At 43.1% G+C, this 22,475-nt stretch carries 21 protein-coding genes; 11 read left to right on the plus strand and 10 right to left on the minus strand.

Annotation, left to right across the window (positions count from 1 at the left end; translation table 11 throughout):
* Positions 1 to 100 precede the first annotated feature (100 nt).
* The 5 genes from ACVW2L_RS11605 to ACVW2L_RS11625 form a co-directional block, all read right to left on the minus strand.
* The gene (locus ACVW2L_RS11605) at positions 101 to 1,120 is read right to left on the minus strand and encodes an MAC/perforin domain-containing protein (protein ID WP_457128132.1); all 1,020 of its coding nucleotides are present in this window, start codon (positions 1,118 to 1,120) and stop codon (positions 101 to 103) included.
* Positions 1,121 to 1,230: 110 nt separating this feature from the next.
* Entirely contained in the window at positions 1,231 to 3,102 is a 1,872-nt protein-coding gene (locus tag ACVW2L_RS11610; RefSeq protein ID WP_457128133.1) for an acyltransferase family protein, read from the minus strand.
* Between the two features lie 116 nt (positions 3,103 to 3,218).
* The gene (locus ACVW2L_RS11615; RefSeq protein WP_457128134.1) at positions 3,219 to 4,361 is read right to left on the minus strand and encodes a serine hydrolase domain-containing protein; all 1,143 of its coding nucleotides are present in this window, start codon (positions 4,359 to 4,361) and stop codon (positions 3,219 to 3,221) included.
* A gap of 77 nt (positions 4,362 to 4,438) precedes the next feature.
* On the minus strand, positions 4,439 to 5,275 hold the full coding sequence (locus ACVW2L_RS11620) for a hypothetical protein (protein WP_457128135.1): 837 nt from the start codon (positions 5,273 to 5,275) through the stop codon (positions 4,439 to 4,441).
* Positions 5,276 to 5,490: 215 nt separating this feature from the next.
* The gene (locus tag ACVW2L_RS11625) at positions 5,491 to 5,736 is read right to left on the minus strand and encodes a hypothetical protein (RefSeq protein WP_457128136.1); all 246 of its coding nucleotides are present in this window, start codon (positions 5,734 to 5,736) and stop codon (positions 5,491 to 5,493) included.
* A 216-nt stretch (positions 5,737 to 5,952) separates the two neighbouring features.
* On the opposite strand from ACVW2L_RS11625, the gene ACVW2L_RS11630 reads away from it, so the two are divergent.
* The 3 genes from ACVW2L_RS11630 to ACVW2L_RS11640 all read left to right on the plus strand — a co-directional run bounded on the left by ACVW2L_RS11630 (position 5,953) and on the right by ACVW2L_RS11640 (position 7,988).
* The gene (locus ACVW2L_RS11630) at positions 5,953 to 6,492 is read left to right on the plus strand and encodes a helix-turn-helix domain-containing protein (RefSeq protein ID WP_457128137.1); all 540 of its coding nucleotides are present in this window, start codon (positions 5,953 to 5,955) and stop codon (positions 6,490 to 6,492) included.
* A gap of 76 nt (positions 6,493 to 6,568) precedes the next feature.
* The gene (locus ACVW2L_RS11635) at positions 6,569 to 7,225 is read left to right on the plus strand and encodes a hypothetical protein (protein ID WP_457128138.1); all 657 of its coding nucleotides are present in this window, start codon (positions 6,569 to 6,571) and stop codon (positions 7,223 to 7,225) included.
* Positions 7,226 to 7,244: 19 nt separating this feature from the next.
* Positions 7,245 to 7,988: a S41 family peptidase gene (locus tag ACVW2L_RS11640; protein ID WP_457128139.1), complete on the plus strand. Its 744-nt coding sequence runs from the start codon at positions 7,245 to 7,247 to the stop codon at positions 7,986 to 7,988.
* A 139-nt stretch (positions 7,989 to 8,127) separates the two neighbouring features.
* Here the strand turns inward: ACVW2L_RS11640 and ACVW2L_RS11645 are convergent, their stop codons facing one another.
* The 4 genes from ACVW2L_RS11645 to ACVW2L_RS11660 all read right to left on the minus strand — a co-directional run bounded on the left by ACVW2L_RS11645 (position 8,128) and on the right by ACVW2L_RS11660 (position 12,299).
* Positions 8,128 to 8,577: a hypothetical protein gene (locus tag ACVW2L_RS11645; protein WP_457128140.1), complete on the minus strand. Its 450-nt coding sequence runs from the start codon at positions 8,575 to 8,577 to the stop codon at positions 8,128 to 8,130.
* Positions 8,578 to 9,077: 500 nt separating this feature from the next.
* Positions 9,078 to 9,962, minus strand: a complete 885-nt coding sequence (locus ACVW2L_RS11650) for a hypothetical protein (protein ID WP_457128141.1) — start codon at positions 9,960 to 9,962, stop codon at positions 9,078 to 9,080.
* Between the two features lie 171 nt (positions 9,963 to 10,133).
* Complete coding sequence (locus ACVW2L_RS11655) at positions 10,134 to 10,853, minus strand: hypothetical protein (protein ID WP_457128142.1); 720 nt, start codon at positions 10,851 to 10,853, stop codon at positions 10,134 to 10,136.
* A 345-nt stretch (positions 10,854 to 11,198) separates the two neighbouring features.
* Positions 11,199 to 12,299, minus strand: coding sequence for an AAA family ATPase (locus ACVW2L_RS11660; protein WP_457128143.1), 1,101 nt, complete (start codon positions 12,297 to 12,299; stop codon positions 11,199 to 11,201).
* 1,097 nt (positions 12,300 to 13,396) lie between these two features.
* On the opposite strand from ACVW2L_RS11660, the gene ACVW2L_RS11665 reads away from it, so the two are divergent.
* Both ACVW2L_RS11665 and ACVW2L_RS11670 read left to right on the plus strand, forming a co-directional pair.
* Complete coding sequence (locus ACVW2L_RS11665) at positions 13,397 to 13,609, plus strand: hypothetical protein (RefSeq protein ID WP_457128144.1); 213 nt, start codon at positions 13,397 to 13,399, stop codon at positions 13,607 to 13,609.
* 173 nt (positions 13,610 to 13,782) lie between these two features.
* Positions 13,783 to 15,129 (plus strand): PhoH family protein, encoded by a 1,347-nt coding sequence (locus ACVW2L_RS11670; RefSeq protein WP_457128145.1) that lies wholly within the window; start codon positions 13,783 to 13,785, stop codon positions 15,127 to 15,129.
* Here the strand turns inward: ACVW2L_RS11670 and ispE are convergent, their stop codons facing one another.
* Entirely contained in the window at positions 15,130 to 15,966 is an 837-nt protein-coding gene (ispE, locus tag ACVW2L_RS11675; RefSeq protein ID WP_457128146.1) for a 4-(cytidine 5'-diphospho)-2-C-methyl-D-erythritol kinase, read from the minus strand. It lies immediately after the preceding gene.
* Positions 15,967 to 16,070: 104 nt separating this feature from the next.
* Between ispE and ACVW2L_RS11680 the strand changes: the two genes are divergently transcribed.
* The 6 genes from ACVW2L_RS11680 (at position 16,071) to ACVW2L_RS11705 (ending at position 22,382) form a co-directional block, all read left to right on the plus strand.
* Complete coding sequence (locus ACVW2L_RS11680; RefSeq protein WP_457128147.1) at positions 16,071 to 16,865, plus strand: thymidylate synthase; 795 nt, start codon at positions 16,071 to 16,073, stop codon at positions 16,863 to 16,865.
* Positions 16,866 to 16,887: 22 nt separating this feature from the next.
* Positions 16,888 to 17,076, plus strand: coding sequence for a hypothetical protein (locus ACVW2L_RS11685; RefSeq protein WP_457128148.1), 189 nt, complete (start codon positions 16,888 to 16,890; stop codon positions 17,074 to 17,076).
* Positions 17,073 to 17,450, plus strand: a complete 378-nt coding sequence (locus ACVW2L_RS11690) for a type II toxin-antitoxin system death-on-curing family toxin (protein WP_457128149.1) — start codon at positions 17,073 to 17,075, stop codon at positions 17,448 to 17,450. Before ACVW2L_RS11685 ends, ACVW2L_RS11690 begins: the two co-directional genes overlap by 4 nt.
* Positions 17,447 to 17,929 carry a dihydrofolate reductase gene (locus ACVW2L_RS11695; protein WP_457128150.1) on the plus strand — a complete coding sequence of 161 codons (483 nt, stop codon included), beginning with the start codon at positions 17,447 to 17,449 and terminating at the stop codon, positions 17,927 to 17,929. The genes ACVW2L_RS11690 and ACVW2L_RS11695 overlap by 4 nt, the downstream gene beginning before the upstream one ends.
* Positions 17,930 to 18,051: 122 nt before the next feature.
* Complete coding sequence (gene secDF / locus ACVW2L_RS11700; RefSeq protein WP_457128151.1) at positions 18,052 to 21,006, plus strand: protein translocase subunit SecDF; 2,955 nt, start codon at positions 18,052 to 18,054, stop codon at positions 21,004 to 21,006.
* 83 nt (positions 21,007 to 21,089) lie between these two features.
* Complete coding sequence (locus ACVW2L_RS11705; RefSeq protein ID WP_457128152.1) at positions 21,090 to 22,382, plus strand: NAD(P)/FAD-dependent oxidoreductase; 1,293 nt, start codon at positions 21,090 to 21,092, stop codon at positions 22,380 to 22,382.
* Positions 22,383 to 22,475: the final 93 nt, after the last annotated feature.

Genomic DNA, 22,475 nt, shown 5'->3' on the forward strand with positions numbered 1-22,475 from the left:
TAGCAAAAAGGCTTCCTGGAATTTTTGGGAGGCCTTTTATTGTTGGGCAGTATTTAACCTCCTCATAATGTGCTCAATACCCGCGCCAAGCGCGCAATTGTTAGTTAAGCTTTACCTGCCGGGTAGCTAAATAACTTTGTATGTACTCGGTTACAGCAGCTTTTTTAATAGCATCGTTTATTAAATCAGAAATTGGCAAAAGACCGTTCTCTCTGATGTCAATAAAACCACTATTTGCTTCTGACGCGCTCGATATCCATTTGCTTATATCTACAGTCGTCTTTTTGTTAGTTGTTGTTATTTTAATTTTAGATGCGTCACCCCCGGTAACGCTGAAAACAATCCGCGGCTCGGTTATCATTTCAAGCAGCGATGGATCTGCACTATAAAGTGGTCCGGACCATGAGATTCCGAAAGTTTTTGGTACCGCAAACCTCATACCTTCAATTTCGCTGCGATAACGGTCTGCATGCGCGGATTTAGCCTGATAAGCTACATTAAGCTTAGCGCCAAGTACTATGTTAGTTAAAATATGCGTACCATATTTTTTCACCAATGCTTCCGGATTTAAAACAACCAGGTCATTTTTAAATTGATCGCTCAGATAACCCTTTAGCAGGGAAGCCGGAGCATTCATAGTCCACTGCGAATAGACCATAGTAGGAGCATAACTACCATATACGTACTTTGTTGAAAATGCATCACCCGCGAAGTAATCAGTAATTTCGCCGCCAAAGAATTTTGAACCATGCGTAGCCAGCAACAGATCAGACATCTTTCCCGACAAATCCAAGGCATTTCTGGCTCCGATAGTCACCACATCACCGGTCCTTGAACGGCCAACATCTAATCTACCGGCATTGTCGGCCCCAAACGCGGACATATTTATAACCGCGCTCCGCACGGCAGAACTATCGGCATATCTACCTGTAACATCGTATCCCCAGCCCAACAGTTTGTGCGTTTCAGTGCCAATGTTGGCGGAAACCAGAGGTAGCCTTAGCAGTTGCGATACCTTTATATCTGAGTCGATTTTTGATACTTGAGTTAGGGCTTGTTCAGTCTTTTTGCACGAAGCGAGCGCACTTACTGCAAGCGCAATGACGAGTATTTTTTTCATAGGGTTTAGTGTTAAACAAAGTAAAAGAAAATACCGCAATATAACAATAGGCTCCACCATTTCCAGATCTTGTTACTATGCTCCGCAACATTTTCGGACATCGGAATATCTTAATCAAAAAACTTTTTGGCAATAGGGTCAGCCAGTATTTTGGTGATGGTTAAATTTGCGCCGTAGGGTGTAAAATGATCTCTGTCAAACATATAAGGGGCGTAATCCGCGCCCAATGCCGGGATAACCTTTTTGTTAATGATTTCTATATAATAAGGCTTAAATTTTATCTTCATAAAGTCATTTATCCTATAGCAACCCTTGTTTATATAAACATTAGTCAGGTTTTTATTAAACTGGAGCTCTTTGGCCTTAATAACCGGGTAGGTTACACTGTAAATTTCGTTTTGCCCTATTATAATTACGGGTATGTTGTATTTTTCAAGATAAGCCAAATTGGCCTCTACTCCTTTTTGTACCCGATTGGGCCCACCCCTGTTAACCCAATTGGCGCTCATTATCACCCCATCAATTTTATCAGCATTTTTTTCTACAAAAACTTTAAAGGTATAGTTGATCAGCTCTTTGCAAATTTTACGCCCTTTTTTCTCATCAACAAAGGGATTACATCCACTTGCGGTGGCAACCATTACATTAATATGCTGACCTATAAAACGCGCTCTGAACGCCTCAGACAGATCTGCCGAATGGCTATCGCCTATCAGCAAAAAGTTTTTGCCAGCCGGGTTTATACTCAGGCAGGCAGATTCGTTGTATTCGCTAAAGGTTTTATGTTTTGTAGTTAAAAAGCAACCCCTTGTATCTATCATGCTATCGTTGGGGTGTTGTTTTATATAGCCTGCCACCATAAGGGCATCATGCTTAAAGGCAATTTTATTGATATCAAAATAGGATAAAGTGCCGGTGAGCAATATCAACCCAAACGCACCCGCCAAAACAGGCTTACTGCTGCTAAACTCTAAAGATTCGACATACTTAAATGATAAATACCCCAGTAAAAAGGAAACAACCGTTAAAGAAACAACCAGCGTTGTATTTAAGGGAAAGCCCCAATACTGCGCGGCAACAAAAACCGGCCAGTGCCATAAATACAAGGAGTAGGATATTTTACCTGTACCCTGCACGACGCCCAACTTTAGCACCCTAAAATTATTACAATTTGCTGCTACGATTAAAAACGCCGCCACAACCGGGATAATGGTATAACCGCCCGGCCAATCCATGCTGCTTTTTAAATAATAAAACGAAGCGAATATTGCCACATAGCCCGTAATGGCTACCAGCCTGCGCAACCATAGTTTAATGTTTTTTACCAGATCCTCGCATAAAAAGGCGAGGCCGCCAAACATCATTTCCCAGGCGCGGCTATGCAGCAGGAAGAATGATCCATCTTTATCGACACCGGTATACCATATTGCCCCGCCGTAGCCTAAAAGTATAACCGCCACAAAGGCACACGGATACCGGGTTCTGTTTTTGAGGAACCGGTGTACCAACAATAAAATTACAGGGTATATCAGGTAAAATTGCCACTCGGCAGATAGCGACCAGGTATGTAGCAGTATGTTGGTGTCTGAAGCTTCTGCAAAATAACCGGCACTTTTCCAATAGACAATGTTGGATATAAAGAGCAAGCTTGCGGCGGCGTTTTGCTCATTAAGCTGATAATTAACCGGGAAATAAGTAAAAAAGCCGCCCACCGTTACCACCAGCACCAAAGCCAGCAGGGCCGGGACTATCCGCTTCAATCTACGGCCATAAAATTCTGACAAGGAGAAATTATCACGGTTCAGTTTGTTGATGATGATCTTGCTCATTAGATAGCCCGAGATCACAAAGAAAACATCAACACCTGCAAAGCCGCCGCCTACCCATGCCACTTTATAATGAAACAGCAGCACACCAATAACAGATATTGCCCTCAACGCATTTATATCATACCTGAATTTTAGGGGGTTGGGCTGGCTCATCAATATTCAATCGCGATAGGTTAGTCCGTATTTATCCGCGCGTAAAAATACTATTTAGCTGCGTATTTTTAGCAGGCAGCAATTGCTGAACTAAAAGGCTGGTATAAGCTTCAATCTTAACGCCGGCTTGTGGACTTTTTAATGGCGTCGCCTAATAGAAGTGCCGCTATTTTCTTCAGTTCTGCCTCTGTACCCGGGCCGGCATCGTTGGCCAACAGCACTATGCCGCTTGTTTCGCCGGGCCGTACCTCGCAATAGCTGGTTGAGCCGAAACTGCCCCCCGCATGGTAAATAATTCTTTGCTTACCGATAGGATATCTAATAAACCAAAACAAGCCGATACTGTCTGCACCTTCTTCGGCTACTTTAAATATTGGTCTGTGCGCCAATGCAATAGCGGCGTTCTTTTCGTTCACGTTTAATTTCAGGTAGCGCAGCATATCGGCTATATCAGATTTAATATAGCCTGCGGCAGGCACATTTTTCCACCAGGAGAGCCCGGGCATGGCCTTTCCATTTTGATCGTACCCCATGGCCAAATGTTGTTTATCCAAGTCATCAAGTTCCAATTGGGTGTGGGCCATGCGCTGTGGACCAGTGATATATTTTTTTAACATTTCTGCAAAGGGCTTATGGTATACTTTTTCTAAAATAATGCCGATCAATTGCGCATCGGCGTTTGAGTAAATAAATTTCTTTCCCGGCACCTCTGTTAGGCTGAATTTAGCCAAACTATCCAAAAATTGCTTACTTGAAAAGTTATTATATCGCTCCATCATTTGCTGTGGCAACAGGTTTTTTTGAAAACCGGGAATAAACTTTGGCAACCCGGAAGTATGCGTTGCCAAATGCTGTATTTTAACCGGTACACCCCGAAACGTTAAATTAGCAGACATTTGCGGCAGGTATTTGCCCACATCATCATTTAACGCAATTCTTTTTTCCAAAATAGCATGCGCCAGCAAAATCCCGGTAAAGGTTTTCGTTACCGATGCAATCTCGTAAATGGTGCTATCTGTGGGTTTAGTGCCTTTTTTGCTTGCTGTGCTTCCAAAATGGTAGCTATAGGCTTTACCATTTTTAATAATGCAAACAGAAAGCCCAATATGCCCGGGTGTTTGTACAAACCGTTGGCCGATAGCTTCAATAGTAGATGCCGCAATGCCTGCACCCGGCTGCGCAAAAGCAGTATTAGTACTCCATAAAAAAAGTGCGCTACAATAAATTATGGCTAATAAGGTGTTGGGCAACTTTTTCATATTGCTATCAAGATACAAAAATGGCTCCGAAAATCAGTGCAGTGCGTAATGGGTTGCTAAACCCAGGGTAAACGCGATCAAAAATATTGGTAGGTATACGTAATGGTACTTACCTGGTAGTAAATTCCGTTAAAGTTTTTATAAACATCTTTAGTTTGCACCCTGCCTTCATAGTCGTATGCTATGGTTGTTTTAATTGTCTCGCCTGAGTAATCCGCCTGTGTTGTTTCGGTTATTCTGTCTTTGTAATCGTACTTATATGTATAGGTTTCATTTCCGTACACCGTGTTTGGCCAAAACGTATTACTATAGGTCACTTTTGTCAGGTTTTTATGCCCGTCATATTCATAGCTTTTAACCGTCCCTCCCTGATCGCTTTCTTTATGGAGTAAGTTGTTAGCATCGTATTCATAGGTATAAGTGTAGCCATTGGCGTTTGGCGGAGGAGGGTTTCTGCCAAAGCCTGGCAGGTAGCTAAAAGCCGTCATTCTTACTTTACGGCCCTGGCCATCGTAAACAAAAGTTTGTTTCCCTATTATTGTTTTGGTTGGGTAATTATCGCCATAGTAAGTTTTTATTTCACTTACTAAATTGTTGGTGTAAATATATTCACTTGTTGCTTCGCCCCCATCTTTAGTTTCATACAAACGACCATCCTTGTAAGTATAGGTTTTAGAATTAAAATTACTCGGATTATTCGATACAAACGACCCTTTTACCGAGCTTATCATCCTACCCTCATTATCATAAACCTCTTCATCTGCAACAAATTTTTGTCCGTAAAAAGGCCCCTCACTGGGCATCATAGTACCCGTAATTGATTTTATGTTTTTATATGGGTTTACGCCCTTATCTTTTTTGCAGCCCAAAAGGCCAAAAAACATCAGGGCGATCAGTATTAATTTGAAGCGCATTTGCCGGTTTAAGTTGTTGTTGATGGTGTTATTTATTAATTAAACAAATATAATAAAACTTAAAAGTCCATCAATCCCCCTTTTTACTTAATTGCGGGCGGAAGCGTGGCCATCTACGCCAAAAATTGGTTGTCTGTGTAGAGCAGAATACAGCTTGTGCATGTTCGCCTGTAGTTACCTTAAGGGACAATTCTTTTATGCTAAGCACCCCTGGCTTATACGCCGGATTTCTTGTGCTCATCAATCTGCGCACCAACAGAATCGATATATTCTTGTGGGATCTTAACTGTTGGGCCGCCTGAAAAATGCCAGCCATTTGCTGATTTTTTCAAGTTGAAATATACATCGTCGGCTGTGTTTTTGTTGACGAACAGATATTCATCTTTTTCAACAGTAACCGGACCTGCCAACTCCGTCCCGTTAGGGGTATTGATATAGGCTATAAACAATTGTCTTGGCATGATGATAAATTAGCTGATGCAAAATTGTTAAATATTGATTGAATTACAATGCATACAACACAACAAATTATTGCAGCGATAAACGGCCATATACCGTTTGAACATGCGTTAGCATAGGAGAAATGAGAAAAGGCTTTCAAAGCAGGGTTCGGGGTTGATGTAGAATGGTTTAATTAACATTTTTAGTTAATTTTGGGCTTATACCATTTTGCTGATATGTCGAAGCTACTGGCCATCCGGCAGAAATTAAATTTAACCCAGGAGGAACTGTTTGAAAGATCGGGTATTTCCGTGCGCACTATTCAGCGCATTGAGGCCGGCACCAGTCCGAAAGGATATACGCTGAAAGCCCTGGCTAAGGCATTGGGTATCCCCGAAAGTGACTTGCTGGAAAAGGAAGAAGTGATCAGCGCGGACAACGCCACCTGGTTGAAATGGATCAATATATCCGCTTTACCGCTCATGATATTTCCCCCATTAAATATTGTCGCGCCCCTACTGCTCATGTTTGCCAAAAAGCAGTTTACGCCTGTTGCTAAAAAAATCCTTACCATTCAAATCCTTTGGTCGCTCATAGCAGGGGTTTTGATCCTGATTGTAATGGTACTTAACGACGTGTTTGCCATCAGAGGCAATTATATGATGTTGGTGCCTTTTGTGTGGCTGCTTGTCAACGCTTATATAATCCTTCGGAATGCTGCCGAAATAGTAAAAAGCAAGACACTGCGCATCGACCTAAAATTCAGTCTTATATAGCCTTGGCGGGCAATTGGCGGCAAACTGGCGGCCGAAGAACGGGCCGCATGGGCAAAGTTTTATTTTTCTTTGCTGCATGAAAAAAATACTCTCCCTGTTGTGCGCTTATTTGTTAACCATCGCCGCCTACGGTCAAACCTGGCAGCCTAAGCAATTAAAAGAAGATTTTGATACCCTTCGCCACGCGCTGGAAGAAGCGCACGGCGGGCTTTACCGTTTTCATTCAAAAGCCGATATGGACCACATGTTTACGCAGCAGCGCAAAGCATTAGAGAACCCCTTGGGCCAATACGCCTTTTACGCACGCCTGTCTAAACTGCTGGCCTATATTGGCGATGGGCATATGAAGCTGGACATGAATACCGCCGGGCTGAAACCTTTGTTTTTCCCATTTCAGGTAGTTGGCGGTAAAGACAAGGTATTCATTTTAACCAATGATACGCCAGATAACATGGTGATAAAGCCCGGTATGGAACTGCTAAGTATTAACGGGCGAACCATGGCTGATATTAGGCAATTGATATTGCCTTGCCTTATCGGCGATGGTTATAACACAAGCGGGAAGTACGCATCATTGGAAAGAAGTTTCAGCCAGAATTATTGGCTGTTCGCGGACACGACCTCCATGTTCAGGCTGCGGGTTAAGGACGCCGACGGAAAGATCTACCAGGCCACCATTAAAGGGGTTAAGCAACGCGCAGCGTACCGCCAACCGCGGCAAAAACCCGGTTAATACCGAAACATTGGAAAAGATGAAACCAATACAAGGCGACCCGGCAAACGTTTCACTAAGTTTTACGGGGGCCGGTACCGCCTGTCTACGCATCCGCGCGTTTGCGGGCGACAGCTTTACCCAGGAGGTAGATTCTGTGTTGAGGCTTATCACCCAAAATAAAACGAAGGGTTTGGTACTTGACCTGCGCGGCAATGGCGGCGGTTTGGATGAATTAGGGGCTTATCTTGCCGCAAAATTTGTTACCCGGCCATTTCGTTATATTGATCACATTCATGCCCGTGTACTGGTGCCAACTTTTGCAGATTGGAAGCAACAACCGCCTGTAGATCTGGTAAACGGCATAAAAAGCGACCCTAAAGGCGGCTATCTGGTACAACCAATGCTTAATCAAACCCTGGCTTTACAGCAAGCTTCGGCACATCCCTATACAGGCAAGCTGGTTATTCTGATCAACGGAAGGACTTTTTCGGCAGCATCTGACTTTTGCGCCATTATAAAAAATTTGACCGGAGTATTTGTTGGCGAGGAAACCGGCGGCGGATATGAAGGAAACACTTCTGCGCTCAATGTAATTTTAACTTTGCCTAATTCCGGCTTCAAGGCAAACATACATCTGTGGGAATATTGGAGTGCAGTAAAACCACCTAAAATAAAAGGAAGAGGGGTGATACCTGACTACGAAGTAAGGCAAAAACCGTTCGATTTAATCAATGGAATAGATAAGCAATATGCGTTTGCACTTGATTTGTGTCGCAAGTAAATCTTAATCGTTGCCGATTTGGCCCATGTTGGTGTTATCACCAATATGCTGTGCCTTCTAATCCTGCATCACAAGCACAAGTAGGGCAACGACACTAAGCCACATCACAAGACTTGCGCTAAATGGGGGGATAATTTCATTATTTTATTAGCGTATACTCGCCACTAAAATCGGTCGATGAAGTATATATAGCATTAGTTTTATCTACAGCTGCATTGTGACTCGCGACAGCTTTGGCCGTCAATACCGGGTCACCACTACCTCCTTTAATGTCTTCTGGTCCTATGTGCTGGTTAGTATTTTTAAGAGCTTCGATACCATTAACCATAATTTGATAGGACAAGGTATTTGTTTTATTGATCTCGTTGTGTACTAATGCAATCGGTATACCGAGTTCTATGGTATAGTTTCTTTTCATATCAAACTTTCCGGCTGCTTCAATACCCTGTTCATTGTAAATAGACAAGGTGTCCAAATTCTTTATTCCATCCCCCAACTTTGGCGCAAGTCTTGTGCGTTGGGGGTAGCGGGGGCGACTTGTGCCCTGCATCACAAGCACAAGTCGGGCAACTGCACTAAGCCACATCACAAGACTTGCGCTAAATGAGGTTTGTTTTACAAGTTTGTTTTCCCAATGATTAAATTTACTTTTGTTACTTGTATTACACCGGTGCCTAACCGGGCATCTAATACAACGGGGTAAATGTATTTCCCTAACTTTGGCGCAAGTCTTGTGCATTGGGGGTAGCAGAGGCGACTTGTGCCCTGCATCACAAGCCCAACTTTGGCGCAAGTCTTGTGCATCGGAGGTAGCGGGGGCGACTTGTGCCCTGCATCACAAGCACAAATCGGGCAACGGCACTAAGGCCACATCACAAGACTTGCGCTAAATAGGGGGGGTAGTGGGGGCGACTTGTGCCCATCACAAGCACAAGTCGGGCAACAGCACTAAGCCACTTCGCAAGACTTGCGCTAAATAGGGCAAGTCTTGTGCATTGGGGGTAGCGTGAGACGACTTGTGCCCATTACAAGCACAAGTCGGGCAACAGCACTAAGCCACTTCGCAAGACTTGCGCTAAATGGGGTGGGTCATTCACCCATCAAGTCAACCACGCTTACTACATCAAATTTTTTGCTATTCATAAATGCATAGTCTAACTCTTTTTGAATATATAATGGAGCACTTTTTATCTCTATAGAAATTAAGTCGCTATCTAATACACTGGCGCTCCATTTATCTATATGAAATTTCTTAAAGATCTGATCAAGGTCGTCTTTTATCACTTCTGTATCTTTCGTCGCCTTGTGTTTAACAGTCAAATAAAGAATGGGGTTAAAAATCTCTTTTAACGATGGAATTTTAACTTGATTAGTTGATTGAGGGGGTTGAATGCTGTTTATTATATTTTCCAAGCGATCTAACCTTTTTATCAAGTAGTTCTCTGGACTTTCCGGATCCAGGGTTTTTATCAATTGCTTTTCCTTAATAACTTCATAAATTGGGTTATCTACTACTGCATTTTCGTCGAGAACGGATGATATAATGGAACGCAATTTCGCTTGACAATCATCAACCCCATCTAAAGTATCGAAGTAAAACAAAGTTCGTTGGTCTACAATATCGAAAGGCAACTTAGTTCCATGCTCAGCCATTGTGATAACCGGAAGTTTTGCAGCATGTCTAACGGCCAATTCATACATTACATTGGGATTTAAGCCTGTCAAATTTGCTATCACTAATTTATCATCTAACAAGTGTTTAATAATTTGCTTCGTAATCGAACCGGGAGTATCGATAAAATGAGCGGGAATTGGAGTAAAATTAAATTCCTTCAAGACGGGCTCTATTACCGCTTTAATGAGACCGTTTGTTTTTTTATAAGTATCTGACCCACCCTCCCCAATTGGTGTGATAATAAAGCAATGATCGTGCTTTTGATTTTCAAGAGAAGTTAAATCTTCTTTTTTTGACATTGTATAAAGCTAAAACTAATGATGAACCTTTAACATTTCAATTTCGTCTTAATTGGTGTTATTACCAACAAAAGGAAAGAGAATTACGATTTTCCGGACAACCACAAGCGGGACGCTTTCGGGAGCTGGGGGATAACACAACAAAGGTAAAATTTAGATTGAATGGCAAGATTAAGCTACTTTATGCTGCAAAAATGGCCATACTAAAGCAATCTCTTTATAGGCTTCTATTAGTTTAGGTCTGTCTTTTTTCCATGTAACATCCTCTGGAGCAATTATTACTTTTTTAGAAAAAACATCAATAACTATACAAAGACGTCTATTTAAACTCAACTGAAATTTTTCTTCTAAGTGCTCTTTAATTAAGCCGGTTATTAAATGCCCTTGCCCATAGGTTAATCGTTCTGTTTTGCCTTTAGAAAACTGAAGTTTAATAAAACCGCTCAATTCTTTTGTAACCGTGTTATATATAGCAAAATCTGGTGACAAAGATACATCAACGCCCTCGGCATAAATGTGAGTAAACTGCTTCTTCAGGCGCCATTTAGAATAATGTTGATTATAAGGCGAAAAGAATTGTACCGCGTAACTTTTTAAAATTTGCAACGATTCTATACAACAATTCTGATCACTAATTTTAAATGGTCCTTCTACTTTTTTCGCTTTCTCCTTTTTTAACCATTCCTCAAAGATCTCAATATTTCGTTCTTTATCTTTTAAATATTGATGGATTGCAGATTTAGGACTTGCATACCTTGTAAACATAGGGGGTTCAGAAAACTTAAGCTTTTTCAAAATCGACTCCTTTTTCTTACTGTCCGATGTCACATATTTGCTTAATGATATTATTGTAATCAATGGATTTTCTTTTAGGACTATCTTATCTGCCATAAACAATTGCTTTATAAATAATTAGGTGTAGCAAATATAATAATATAAAATCCTAATTTTTTTAGCATGTTAATAACTTTTACGTCTCGGAGGTAACACAATATACTGAATAACAGATAATACCGACTATCAAAGTGCAATCCACCCCCACCTGGGCGAACTTTACAACTTCGTCCTAAAATTGCTTAAGCTTTCAGCTTAAGGCAATAAAACTGACACCGGCAACCGCAAGCAGAATGCTTGCTGTATTTTAGGTCGAAGCTGAAAGCTTCAACCAGTGTAGCGGGGTTACGCCCACGCGCATCCGTCGACAAGCTCTGGAAGACAGTACCACTTTTGCGAAAATTAGCTTGCCGAGACCTCCTCCTCCCCCAACCTCTTCACCATCCTACCCACCTTTGATCGCGAAATCCCCATTTCATCAGCAATAAAACGCACGCTGCGGCCCTGGCTGTGCAGCAGCAATACGCGCTGCTCAATTTGGCGGGCATGCTGCTCGGTATAGGGCAAAAGGTGGGCGGCTTCGGTAGCGTTATCAACAAAATCCATTTTTAAAAAGTTAAGCGGCTTGCTTACGCGGCACAGGCATACGTTGGCGGCGCCATATTGCTCTTGCCCGCTGCGCTGCTTAATCTGTTTTAAATAACGCAGGCCGGGGGTGGTTTGGCTTTCGCCAATGGCAAAGGCACTATCGGCAAAGTTGATGAGCATTTTACTGCCCTGCAAGTCGTTACGGGTAACGGGCCTTGCGGGGTTGCGCTTGGGCGTGTGGGCCAGCACCAAAATACTGAGGCCATACTTTTGCTTTATGGTTTGCAGGTTGCGCATCAGGTTTACGGCCCCGGCGGTTGCTTCGGTACCGGTGCGCAGGCAGGTAATGTTATCAATAATCAAAGTGCGCGCGCCGGTGCTTACCAGCACATTCTCCAACGCGTTGTTCATGTAGTCGGCATAGCTGGCAAAGCGCTTTTGGCCGGTGGCGTGGGGGTTAAACACCAGGCGGTAAAAATCAGCGCTAAAGGGGGAGCGCCCGTTGCGGTCGCTGTAGCGTTTTTCAAATTGCTCTGCGCTTAGTTCAAAATCAAAATACAAAATCTTTTGCGCTTGGGGTGGGCTCTCCAGGTGCTGCATTACGGTTTCGCCCTTGCTTAGGGCGTCGCCAATTTGCACGGCCAGTACAGATTTGCCCACGTTGGTATCGGCAAACAGGATGCAGAGTTCGCCCCGGTACCAGAAATCGCCAAACAGGCGCTGATAATCCTGCTGCTGTGTGGGTGTCTCCAGCCATTGCGATGCGGTTTTGATAATAAACGCGTCGCGCGTGTTGGGTGGGTCCAGTTTATCGTCAAGGATCTTGTTTTCTTTAGGCGTTAGCTTGCGGTGCGCCATTTCGCGGATGAGTTCGATCTCCATGGGGCGGTGGTTGGTGAGTTGGTCGTAGTTCATGTTTTAGTTTTGGGTTGTGGGTAGGTTTTTTGGGGGGATGTTGCAAGGTACGGAGGTTTTTTGGGGGAAGTGGTGACAGAGGTTTGTCAGTAGTTGGTGTTTATCACTTGGCTAGGCATACGCTCTTGGCTTGCCCCGCTAGGGCCGCGGATGCCTTTGTTCTTTTCCTTGATGAAAAGAAACAAAACTAAGCGTAGCGACTTCATGAACACCTTAAAAAAACAAATAACAAGTGATTAAATCAAGTCAGCCACGATGCTTCTTTGCGCACAGGGCCTTTGCCCGCAATCAGGTAAAACCTCGGGCTGTAATCTTTTTGCGCCTGTTGTCGCACATGGCCCGCGCTTCAGCAAAAATTACTATGCCCCTGCCTGCGCACCGCCCGGCAGTTTTACCTGCTTTTTTCCGAAGCTGCGCGGCTGACGGATGTTGCCCTATATTAACGACTCAGTTACCAAATCAAAATTTGATAATTAATATTGCAATAACAAAAAAGATGAGTGAAGGTCTGCCACGGTGCGCGGCCGGGGATATGGAATGTTATAGCCTTTGTAATGAACAACATTTTGATTTAACAGCAAAGCTTATCTCTAAGCAATATTTGTCAGCAGATAAGCTTCGGGTGAAAACGTAATGCGTTGGTGGCATGTGCGTTGGCAAAGGCATCAGGAACGTTGCGGTTACAGGTTAACCAAGCGATGATTTAGTCTGCCGCAACGGGACGTAGCCGCGGCGCATTGCGTTTTGCAGGGTAAAGGCCCCGTGCGGCAAAGAAGCCTCTCTGCTGACTTGAGTTTTGGTTCTTTTTATCAAGAAAAAGAACAAAGGCCTCCGCGGCCATAGCGGGGAAAGCCAAGAGCGAGGGACTAACCCAGCTAACGGTCTTTGCATTTTCTTAGGCTTATTTTTAATACACTACCATTCGTCAGCCGCGCAGCTTAGGAAAAGAACAGGTAAAACTGATGGGCAGTGCGGGGGGCAAGGGCATAGTAAATTTTTGCTGAAGCGGGGGCTGTGTGAGCGACAGCAGGGCAAAAAGATTACCGCCCGTGGTTTTACCTGATCGCGGGCAAAGGCCAAGTGCGAAGAGAAGCATCGTGGCTGACTTGATTATTCGCTTCTTTTTTATCAAGAAAAAAGAAGAAGGCCTCCGCGGCCATAGCGGGGCAAGCCAAGAGCTAGGGACTAAACAGGCGGTAAGGAGAACGCGTCTTTTTCCACAAAAATTGGGACAAAAAATCACAAATCCACAACCCCTTTCATTATCAGTAAATTACCCAAAATTAACAGCTAAATTTCCTGACGATTAAGTAGTCCCACTTTGTCCCACCCAAAAACTGCAAAATACTTATTGCCAACTGCTTAACACAAAAAGTGTCCCACAATGTCTCAAACTGGCTCACACAGCAGTGGGACAAAACGGCGTTAACTAATCACCAATCAACTATTCAACTAGTCAACTAAACTCACTACCTTAGCAATTATGCAAAAGGACGATAAAGGCAGGGCCAACGGCAGGAAGAAGATCTTTGTGCTGGATACCTCGGTAATATTGTATGATCACAGCGCTTTCGAGAACTTCCAGGAGCACGACGTGGCCATACCCATACAGGTATTAGAGGAGCTTGACGATAAGAAGAGTGGCAACGACACCCGCAACTTCGAGGCTCGCGCCTTTATCCGCATGATAGATGACATCTCGCGCAAGGACCTCATTAACCAGTGGCAGCCGCTTAACGGCCACAACAAGGGCAACTTTAAGGTAGTGCTTGATCCGCCGCACCTGGCCAATGATGCCATAGCCATCTTCAACTCAGACAAAGCCGACCACCGCATCCTGAACGCCGCCCTGGGCCTGCAGCAGGAGTACCCGGATAAGAAGGTGGTGCTGGTATCAAAGGATATCTGCCTGCGCCTGAAGGCCAAATCCCTCAACCTAAACGCCGAAGACTACGAGACCGGCAAGGTAAAGAACGTTGAAGAACTGTACAGCGGCAAAACCGGCATAACAGTTACCGATAAGCTCATTACCCAACTCAACAAGAATGATGTTTTGCCCGGGGATGCCGTATCGCTGGGCCATACCGGCAATCACTTTTACATGCTGCATAGTAAGAAGAGTAGCGCGGCAGCTTTCTATAACAGTGTGCAGCAGCAGTTGGAGCGGATAACGGAGCAGCCTATATTCAACATCTTCCCCAAAAACCCTGAGCAGGCCTTTGCCATCCATGCCCTGCTAAACCCCGATATTAAACTGGTAACCATACAAGGCAACGCAGGCACAGGCAAAACCCTGCTGGCGCTGGCCGGCGCGCTGGAGCAGCGCAAGCACTACCGCCAGATCTTTGTTACCCGGCCAATAGTGCCTTTGAGCAACAAAGATATCGGCTTCCTGCCCGGCGACGTAAAATCAAAGGTGGACCCATACATGGCACCCATTTGGGATAACCTGAAGTTTATAAAGGACCAGTTTGCTGATGATGATAAGATGCAGGCCAAGCTGGATGAGTTGGTTGCCAACGAGAAGATCTCTATAGCGCCGCTGGCCTTCATTCGCGGGCGTACACTGAGCAAGATCTTCTTTATTGTTGATGAGGCGCAGAACCTCACCCCGCACGAGGTGAAGACCATCATCTCCCGCGCGGGCGAGAACAGCAAGTTCGTCTTCACCGGTGATATCTACCAGATAGACACCCCTTACCTTGATGCTGAGAGTAACGGGTTGTCCTACCTTATTGATAAAGCCAAAGGGCACCCGCTTTATGCGCACATCACTCTGCAAAAAGGTGAGCGCAGCGAGCTGGCTAATCTGGCTAATGAGTTGTTGTAACTAAACGTGGTAGAAAACCTGGTTGTCGGCTTCCAGGGCGCTTAGGTCGGGAGTGGTATCAAATATCCCGAATACCGATGCTCCGCTGCCGCTCATGGCTGCGTATAGTGCGCCGGCTTCGTAAAGAGCTGCCTTAACCCACCTTATTTCTATATGGTTTTTAAAGATGCTGGCTTCAAAGTCGTTTTTGATGTGTTTTTTCCACTCGCGCACGGGTTCATAAATCAGGTCGTATAGTGAATCTTTAACCGGCACGGGTTGTATCCCTCTAAAAGCTTCCGAAGTTGATACTTGCACAGGCGGCATCACCAGCGCAATGTGGTAGGGAGACAGGTCAAGCCTTATGGGTTCAAACTCATCGCCTCTATCAAAAGCAAACACAGGTTTGTTCTCTATAAAGAAAGCGCAGTCCGCACCAAGGGTTCGGGCGTAGTCTTGCTGCTGTTGAATGGTAAGACCTAAATTGAACTTATCGTTCATTAACTTGATAAAGAAAGCAGCGTCTGATGAGCCACCACCTAAGCCTGCACCAATCGGGATATGTTTATGCAAATGGATACTAACCGGCGGTATATCAAAATCCTTTTTTAATAAGTAGTAGCCCTTAACGCAAAGGTTATCCTCCATCCTGCCGGGAATGTCAAGTCCGGAAGAGGTAAAACTTAATTGGTCTGCCTCGATAACTTCTAAGGCATCATTTATTTTTATGGGATAGAAAATGGTTTCAAGATTATGATAGCCGTCGGCGCGGCGTTCAGTTATATTCAGTCCGATGTTGATCTTGGCGTTTGGGAATACTATCATATAATGACTAACGCGGCGCTTATTTTTAAACATCCGTAGGATTCCAAAAATAGATTATTTTTATTTGCGTAGGAATTAAGATTGCAGGAATAACAACATTCACTCAGTCACGAATTCAGTTATTCAATAATTAGCCTATGAAGCAGTATCTCGACCTAATGCGCCATGTTATGGAAACCGGTACGCAAAAGCATGACCGCACCGGGACGGGCACCATCAGCGTATTTGGTTACCAGATGCGATTTAACCTGCAGGACGGCTTTCCGCTTGTAACTACCAAGAAACTGCATCTCAAATCTATCATCCACGAACTGATATGGTTTTTGCTGGGCGATACCAATATTAAATATTTAAAGGACAATGGTGTACGCATTTGGGATGAGTGGGCCGATGCTGACGGAAACCTTGGGCCGGTTTATGGTTACCAATGGCGCTCATGGCCGACGCCCGATGGCGGTCATATTGATCAGATCAAACAGATCATCCATCAGATAAAAAACAACCCCGACTCGCGCCGTATCATTGTATCTGCGTGGAACGTGGCCGACGTTAACCAGATGGCGCTACCGCCTTGCCATAGCTTATTTCAGTTTTATGTTGCCGATGGCAAGTTATCTTGCCAGCTCTACCAGCGTAGTGCCGACATATTTTTAGGTGTGCCCTTTAACATAGCATCCTACGCGCTGCTTACCATGATGGTGGCACAGGTTTGCGATCTTCAGCTTGGCGACTTTATACATACATTTGGCGATGCACATTTGTATAACAACCACTTGGACCAAACACGCCTGCAATTAAACCGCGACCCACGCCCGTTGCCAACCATGAAAATAAACCCGGACGTAAAGGATATCTTCGATTTTAAATTTGAAGATTTCACATTGGAGAACTATGATCCATGGCCGCATATTAAGGGTGCTGTAGCGGTGTAGTAAAATATTTGTAAATTTGTATATGACAGTTTTGGAAATAAAAAGTGAGATTACGAGGACGCTTGATGAACTACCTGAAAGTTCGTTGACAGAGCTTTTAGACCTTATAAAAGATCTACAACAATATCCGTCTGTCGATATAGCATCAGTTTATCAGATAAAACAAATAATTTCTGAAAACAGACAACTGCTTGAGAAGCTTGCGCAATGATACATATCGACGTTGCATTTTTTTTACATAATATATTAATTGAAGAGTTTGGTGGAAGTAAAGGACTTCGTGATCGCGGATCATTAGAAGCTGCCTTAAATCGCCCTTTTGCAACATTTGATGGCCACGATCTATATCCAACAATAGTTGAAAAAGCTGCAGCACTTTTTGAAAGCATCATAATTAATCATCCCTTTATGGATGGTAACAAGCGTGTAGCTTATGCTTTGCTTGAATATTTACTAATAAATAGAGCAGGCATTAAATTACATGCAAGTTTTGAAGAAAAATATCAAATGGTGATTGAAGCAAGTAAAGGTGCGATCAGGTTTGAAGAAATCAAAATATGGATATCATCCAAGATCAAAAAATGACAATCTCCATAATAGTAGCCATAGCCCAAAACCATGCTATTGGCAAAGACAATAAATTGTTATGGTATCTGCCTAACGATCTGAAGCATTTTAAAACCATAACCAGCGGTCATACTGTTATTATGGGTCGCAAAACTTACGATTCGGTAGGTAAACCATTGCCCAATCGCCGCAATATTGTAATAACGCGTAAGCAGATAGATATCCCGGGGTGCGAGGTGGTTAATTCTCTGGAACAAGCAATTGAATTATGTAAAACTGAGCACGAGGTGTTTATTGTGGGTGGTGCCGAAATTTACCGCCAGGCAATGGCTATAACCAATAAAATATACTTAACCATAGTTCATCAAAACTTTGAGGGAGATACCTATTTCCCTGAAATTGAAGAAAATATATGGGTAGAAACTGCGCGGGAAGATTATCAGCCTGATGAAAAAAACAAACTCGCTTACTCGTTTATAACCCTTGAGCAGCGCTAACAGGCATCACTTTATTTTGTTTTAATTTAAAATTTCTTGCTAATAAAATTTTGTTAGATTTGCCGTCTTGTTAAAAATGCTATAAACAGCTATAAACTAATTAATTTATATAAAATACCACAATGCAAGGAAAAGGGGTTATTAAATTTTTTGCTATAATACTGGCTTTGGCCTGTATATATCAGCTTTCGTTTACGTGGGTGGCACATAAGGTTGAAAACGATGCCCATTTATACGCCAAGGGTGATACAGCCGTTGAAAAAGCCTATTTGGATTCTATTTCAACACAGCCCGTTTATCCGCTTCTTGGCCATACTTACCAATATTGCCTGGAAAATGAGTTAGCTCTTGGTTTGGACCTTAAAGGAGGTATGAACGTTACCATGCAAATATCACTTGAAGAGGTGGTAAGGGCGTTATCTAACAAAAATCCCGATCCGGTTTTTAACCAGGCTCTTGTTAATGCAACAGTTGCCATGAAAACCAGCCAGACTGATTACATTACACTATTTGTTAATGAGTATGAAAAACTTAGTCCTAACGGTAAGCTTTCTGCTATATTTTCTACCAAAGACAACCAGGCTAACCTAAAGTACAATGCTTCTAACAACGAAGTTGAAAAATATCTTAGGGCGGAGGCAGAAACTGCTGAACAGCAATCATACACCGTATTAAATACGCGTATTGACCAATTTGGCGTTACGCAACCTAATATCTCCAGAGAAAAAAACACTAACCGTATTTTGATTGAGCTTCCGGGTGTTAAAGATCCAACCCGCGTTCGTAAACTGTTATCAGGTACAGCTAAATTAGAGTTTTACGAAACTTTTCAAAGTCAGGAAGTTTATCCGATAATAAGTAGTATTGATAACTTATTGGGTGCAAAAAGCAAAGCTAATGCCAAGGATACTGCTAAGACAGCAACAACAGCGGCTACGGATACCACTAAAAAAGATGGTCTTGCACTTTTAAATAAAGTTCAAAAAAACAACAAAGATACATCGGCAACTGCGCTTAGATCAAAAATGGCAAGCGAACATCCGCTGCTTAGTATGCTTGTGCCGCCTATTTATGCAGATGCATCAGGTCAACAGCAATTAGCGCCGGGGCCTATAGCCGGCCTTGCTGAGCAAAAGGACATCGCCAAAATAAACGCTTTACTACAAAGCGAAGATGTTAAAAATATCATCCCACGCAACATGAAGCTTTTGTGGGGTGTTAAACCGCGCGAAAAAAGCAAAACATTTGAGCTATATGCTGTAAAATTGACCGGAGCAGAAAACGGCCCGGTTCTGGCAGGTGACGTAATAAATGATGCACGCAGTGTTACAGATCAACGTGGTAACCCTGAAGTGGAAATGACCATGAACTCGTCGGGTGCCCAAAAATGGCGCATTATTACGGCCGATGCGGCGGCGACAACGCCTAAAAAGGCAATCGCTATTGTGCTTGACGATAATGTTTACTCAGCACCAACTGTGCAAAATGAAATATCAGGTGGCGTATCCTCTATATCAGGCAGCTTTACAGTTGATGATACAAAAGATTTAGCCAACGTACTAAAGGCAGGTCGTTTAGACGCTCCCGCCCGCATTATTGGTGAAGAAGTTGTAGGCCCATCATTAGGTCAGCAATCAATCGAGGATGGCTTAATGTCATGCGTATTAGGTTTAATAGTGGTATTGGTATTTATGATTGCTTACTACAACCGCGCAGGTACTGTTGCTGTTGTTGCAGTTGTAATTAACGTATTCTTCCTAATGGGTGTTTTAACCAGTTTACACGCTGTGTTAACATTGCCGGGTATAGCGGGTATAGTGCTTACTTTAGGTATGGCAGTTGATGCTAACGTATTGATATATGAGCGCGTACGTGAAGAGCTGGCTTTAGGCAAATCTTTACGCCTTGCAGTAAGCGATGGTTTTAAACACGCGCTTTCATCAATTCTGGATTCTAACATAAGTACTTTCCTTACAGGTCTTATCCTGTTCATTTTCGGTAGCGGCCCTATTCAGGGTTTTGCAACAACCTTAATGATAGGTATTGTTACTTCATTGTTCTGTTCGTTATTAATATCAAGATTGATATTTGAATGGCTGCTTGACAAAGGCACCGATATTAAATTCTCAAACCCTTGGAGCTCGCATACATTTAAAAACGCCAACTATGCGTTTGTAAAAAACCGAGGCAAATTCTACATCTTCTCCGGCCTGTTTATTTTAGCAGGTTTTGTGTCGATGTTTACGCAAGGGTTTAATTATGGTGTAGATTTTCAGGGTGGCCGAAGCTATGTTATTCATTTCGAAAACAAAAATGCTTCGGATGAAGATGTTCGTGGTGCTGTAGAAGATATTTTAGGCCGTGGTACGCAGGTTAAAACCTACGGTGCTGATAAATTCATTATCACTACCAATTACCTGATTGAGGATAACTCACCCGCCACTGACTCAAAGGTAGAGCAAACACTCATTAGCGCTCTTAACAAGAAAGCGGTAACGCAAATGTCTAAAAAAGACATTTTAAGTTCTCAGAAAGTTGAGGCAACTGTTGCTGATGGTTTGAAAAAATCGGCAGTTTGGACTGTGCTGTTTGCAATATTAATTATAGCTGCATATATCCTTTTACGTTTCCGTAAATGGCACTTTAGTGTGGCCGCTATGATAGCAACAGCGCATGATGCCTTGATGGTGCTTTCCTTCTTCTCAATATTCAGACACGTTATTCCATTCCTTGAAATTGACCAGGCATTTATTGCTGCCGTATTGACAGTAATAGGTTATTCAATTAACGATACCGTGGTAGTGTTTGACCGTATTCGTGAACACTTGAATTTACATCATTCAAAAGCCGACAAGCCTGAGGAAGTTATTAATACGGCTATCAACAGTACCTTAAGCCGTACCATTATCACCGCTTTAACCGTATTATTTGTGCTGATAGTGCTGTTTATATTCGGTGGTGATGTTATTCGTGGCTTCTCATTCGCTTTATTGATCGGTATTATATTCGGTACCTACTCATCTATATGTGTAGCTACTCCGGTTATAGTTGACTTCGGAAAAAAAGACCTGAGATAAATAGAAATTTAGTTATCAAAAAAAAGGCTCCGAAGAATATTTGGAGCCTTTTTTGTTATACCTAAATTATATATCACAGTAAAATGGACACAACATCAACCTCAAAATTTCCATTAGTTGTTATTGTCGGCGGTGGCTTCGGTGGATTGGAAGTTGCAAAGAAACTTGCCGACGCGCCTGTTGAAGTATTGATGCTTGACAAGCACAACTATCATACATTTCAGCCTTTGTTATACCAGGTGGCTACCGGACGCCTGGAGGCAGAATCTATAGCGTTCTCGCTTCGTAAAAATTTTGCCAATCAAAAAAACTTCAGGTTCCGTATAGCGGAGGTTTCAGCTATCGACGTTGGAAACAATATTTTGAACACAACAATAGGGCCTGTAGCATATGACTATTTAGTAATTGCGACCGGATCAACCACCAACTTTTTTGGTAACAAGGATATTGAGCGGTATGCGATGCCTATGAAGTCTATACCTGAGGCGCTTAATCTGCGGTATCTGATGTTGCAGAATTTAGAGGAAGCCGTGCTAAAACCTACTAAAGAGGAAAGAGCGCCGCTGCTATCGTTTGTTTTAGTGGGCGCGGGCCCAACTGGTGTAGAATTGGCCGGATCTCTGGCAGAGCTTAAAAACGACATTCTTACGCGCGACTATCCTGAATTGAATAAAGAGGAAATGAAAGTTTACCTGGTAGACTTTCTTCCGAAGGTGTTAGGGCCTTTTTCTGACGAAGGATCAAACGCGGCTAAAGAGTTTTTAACCAGCATGGGCGTTGAAGTGCTGTTAAATATGAAAGTGGATAGCTATGACGGCGAAGAGATAAAATTTGAAGGCGGAAAAAGCATACGTACCAAAAACGTAATATGGTCGGCAGGTGTGATGGGCGTTGTTCCTGAAGGTATAAGCAAAGATAATTTAGAGCGCGGCAACAGAATACGTATTGATGGCTCACTACGTTTAAATGGCTCCAATAACATTTTTGCTATTGGCGATGTTGCTGCTATGATTACTGATAAAACACCAAAGGGGCATCCCGGCGTAGCCCAGGTAGCCATTCAGCAGGGCCAGCATGCCGCAAAGAACATTTTGCATATTTTGAAAGGTCAAGCTACCGAAGTATTTGAATATAACGACAAGGGATCATTAGCTACAATAGGTAGAAACAAAGCAATTGCTGACTTAGGAAAACTCAAATTTCAGGGCTTTTTTGCCTGGCTGATATGGATGTTTGTGCACCTAATATCATTATTAGGTTTCCGCAATAAAATAATTGTATTTATTAATTGGGTAGGCAGTTATTTCAGCAACAACGGCGGTACAAGGCTCATTATTCGTGGCTTTAAACGCGAAGAGTTAACTAAAAAAGATTAGCAGATATCAGTGCCTGATTGATAAGCAGAAATATCGCGCCGGGTGTCATCCTGAGCTTGCCGAAGGATAGTGGAGGGTTTACGCGCCCCTTCC

Source organism: Mucilaginibacter sp. HD30, assembly GCF_054061755.1.

Excerpts from the sequence above, each read along its gene's own strand:
- ACVW2L_RS11630 (WP_457128137.1), top strand. The coding sequence starts at position 5,953 with ATGTCGAAGCTACTGGCCATCCGGCAGAAATTAAATTTAACCCAGGAG.
- ACVW2L_RS11620 (WP_457128135.1), bottom strand. The coding sequence starts at position 5,275 with ATGCGCTTCAAATTAATACTGATCGCCCTGATGTTTTTTGGCCTTTTG.
- ACVW2L_RS11625 (WP_457128136.1), bottom strand. The coding sequence starts at position 5,736 with ATGCCAAGACAATTGTTTATAGCCTATATCAATACCCCTAACGGGACG.
- ACVW2L_RS11640 (WP_457128139.1), top strand. The coding sequence starts at position 7,245 with ATGAAACCAATACAAGGCGACCCGGCAAACGTTTCACTAAGTTTTACG.
- ACVW2L_RS11615 (WP_457128134.1), bottom strand. The coding sequence starts at position 4,361 with ATGAAAAAGTTGCCCAACACCTTATTAGCCATAATTTATTGTAGCGCA.
- ACVW2L_RS11680 (WP_457128147.1), top strand. The coding sequence starts at position 16,071 with ATGAAGCAGTATCTCGACCTAATGCGCCATGTTATGGAAACCGGTACG.
- ACVW2L_RS11695 (WP_457128150.1), top strand. The coding sequence starts at position 17,447 with ATGACAATCTCCATAATAGTAGCCATAGCCCAAAACCATGCTATTGGC.
- ACVW2L_RS11610 (WP_457128133.1), bottom strand. The coding sequence starts at position 3,102 with ATGAGCCAGCCCAACCCCCTAAAATTCAGGTATGATATAAATGCGTTG.
- ACVW2L_RS11690 (WP_457128149.1), top strand. The coding sequence starts at position 17,073 with ATGATACATATCGACGTTGCATTTTTTTTACATAATATATTAATTGAA.
- ACVW2L_RS11670 (WP_457128145.1), top strand. The coding sequence starts at position 13,783 with ATGCAAAAGGACGATAAAGGCAGGGCCAACGGCAGGAAGAAGATCTTT.
- ACVW2L_RS11650 (WP_457128141.1), bottom strand. The coding sequence starts at position 9,962 with ATGTCAAAAAAAGAAGATTTAACTTCTCTTGAAAATCAAAAGCACGAT.
- ACVW2L_RS11660 (WP_457128143.1), bottom strand. The coding sequence starts at position 12,299 with ATGAACTACGACCAACTCACCAACCACCGCCCCATGGAGATCGAACTC.
- ACVW2L_RS11655 (WP_457128142.1), bottom strand. The coding sequence starts at position 10,853 with ATGGCAGATAAGATAGTCCTAAAAGAAAATCCATTGATTACAATAATA.
- ACVW2L_RS11635 (WP_457128138.1), top strand. The coding sequence starts at position 6,569 with ATGAAAAAAATACTCTCCCTGTTGTGCGCTTATTTGTTAACCATCGCC.
- secDF (WP_457128151.1), top strand. The coding sequence starts at position 18,052 with ATGCAAGGAAAAGGGGTTATTAAATTTTTTGCTATAATACTGGCTTTG.
- ACVW2L_RS11685 (WP_457128148.1), top strand. The coding sequence starts at position 16,888 with ATGACAGTTTTGGAAATAAAAAGTGAGATTACGAGGACGCTTGATGAA.
- ACVW2L_RS11705 (WP_457128152.1), top strand. The coding sequence starts at position 21,090 with ATGGACACAACATCAACCTCAAAATTTCCATTAGTTGTTATTGTCGGC.
- ACVW2L_RS11605 (WP_457128132.1), bottom strand. The coding sequence starts at position 1,120 with ATGAAAAAAATACTCGTCATTGCGCTTGCAGTAAGTGCGCTCGCTTCG.
- ispE (WP_457128146.1), bottom strand. The coding sequence starts at position 15,966 with ATGTTTAAAAATAAGCGCCGCGTTAGTCATTATATGATAGTATTCCCA.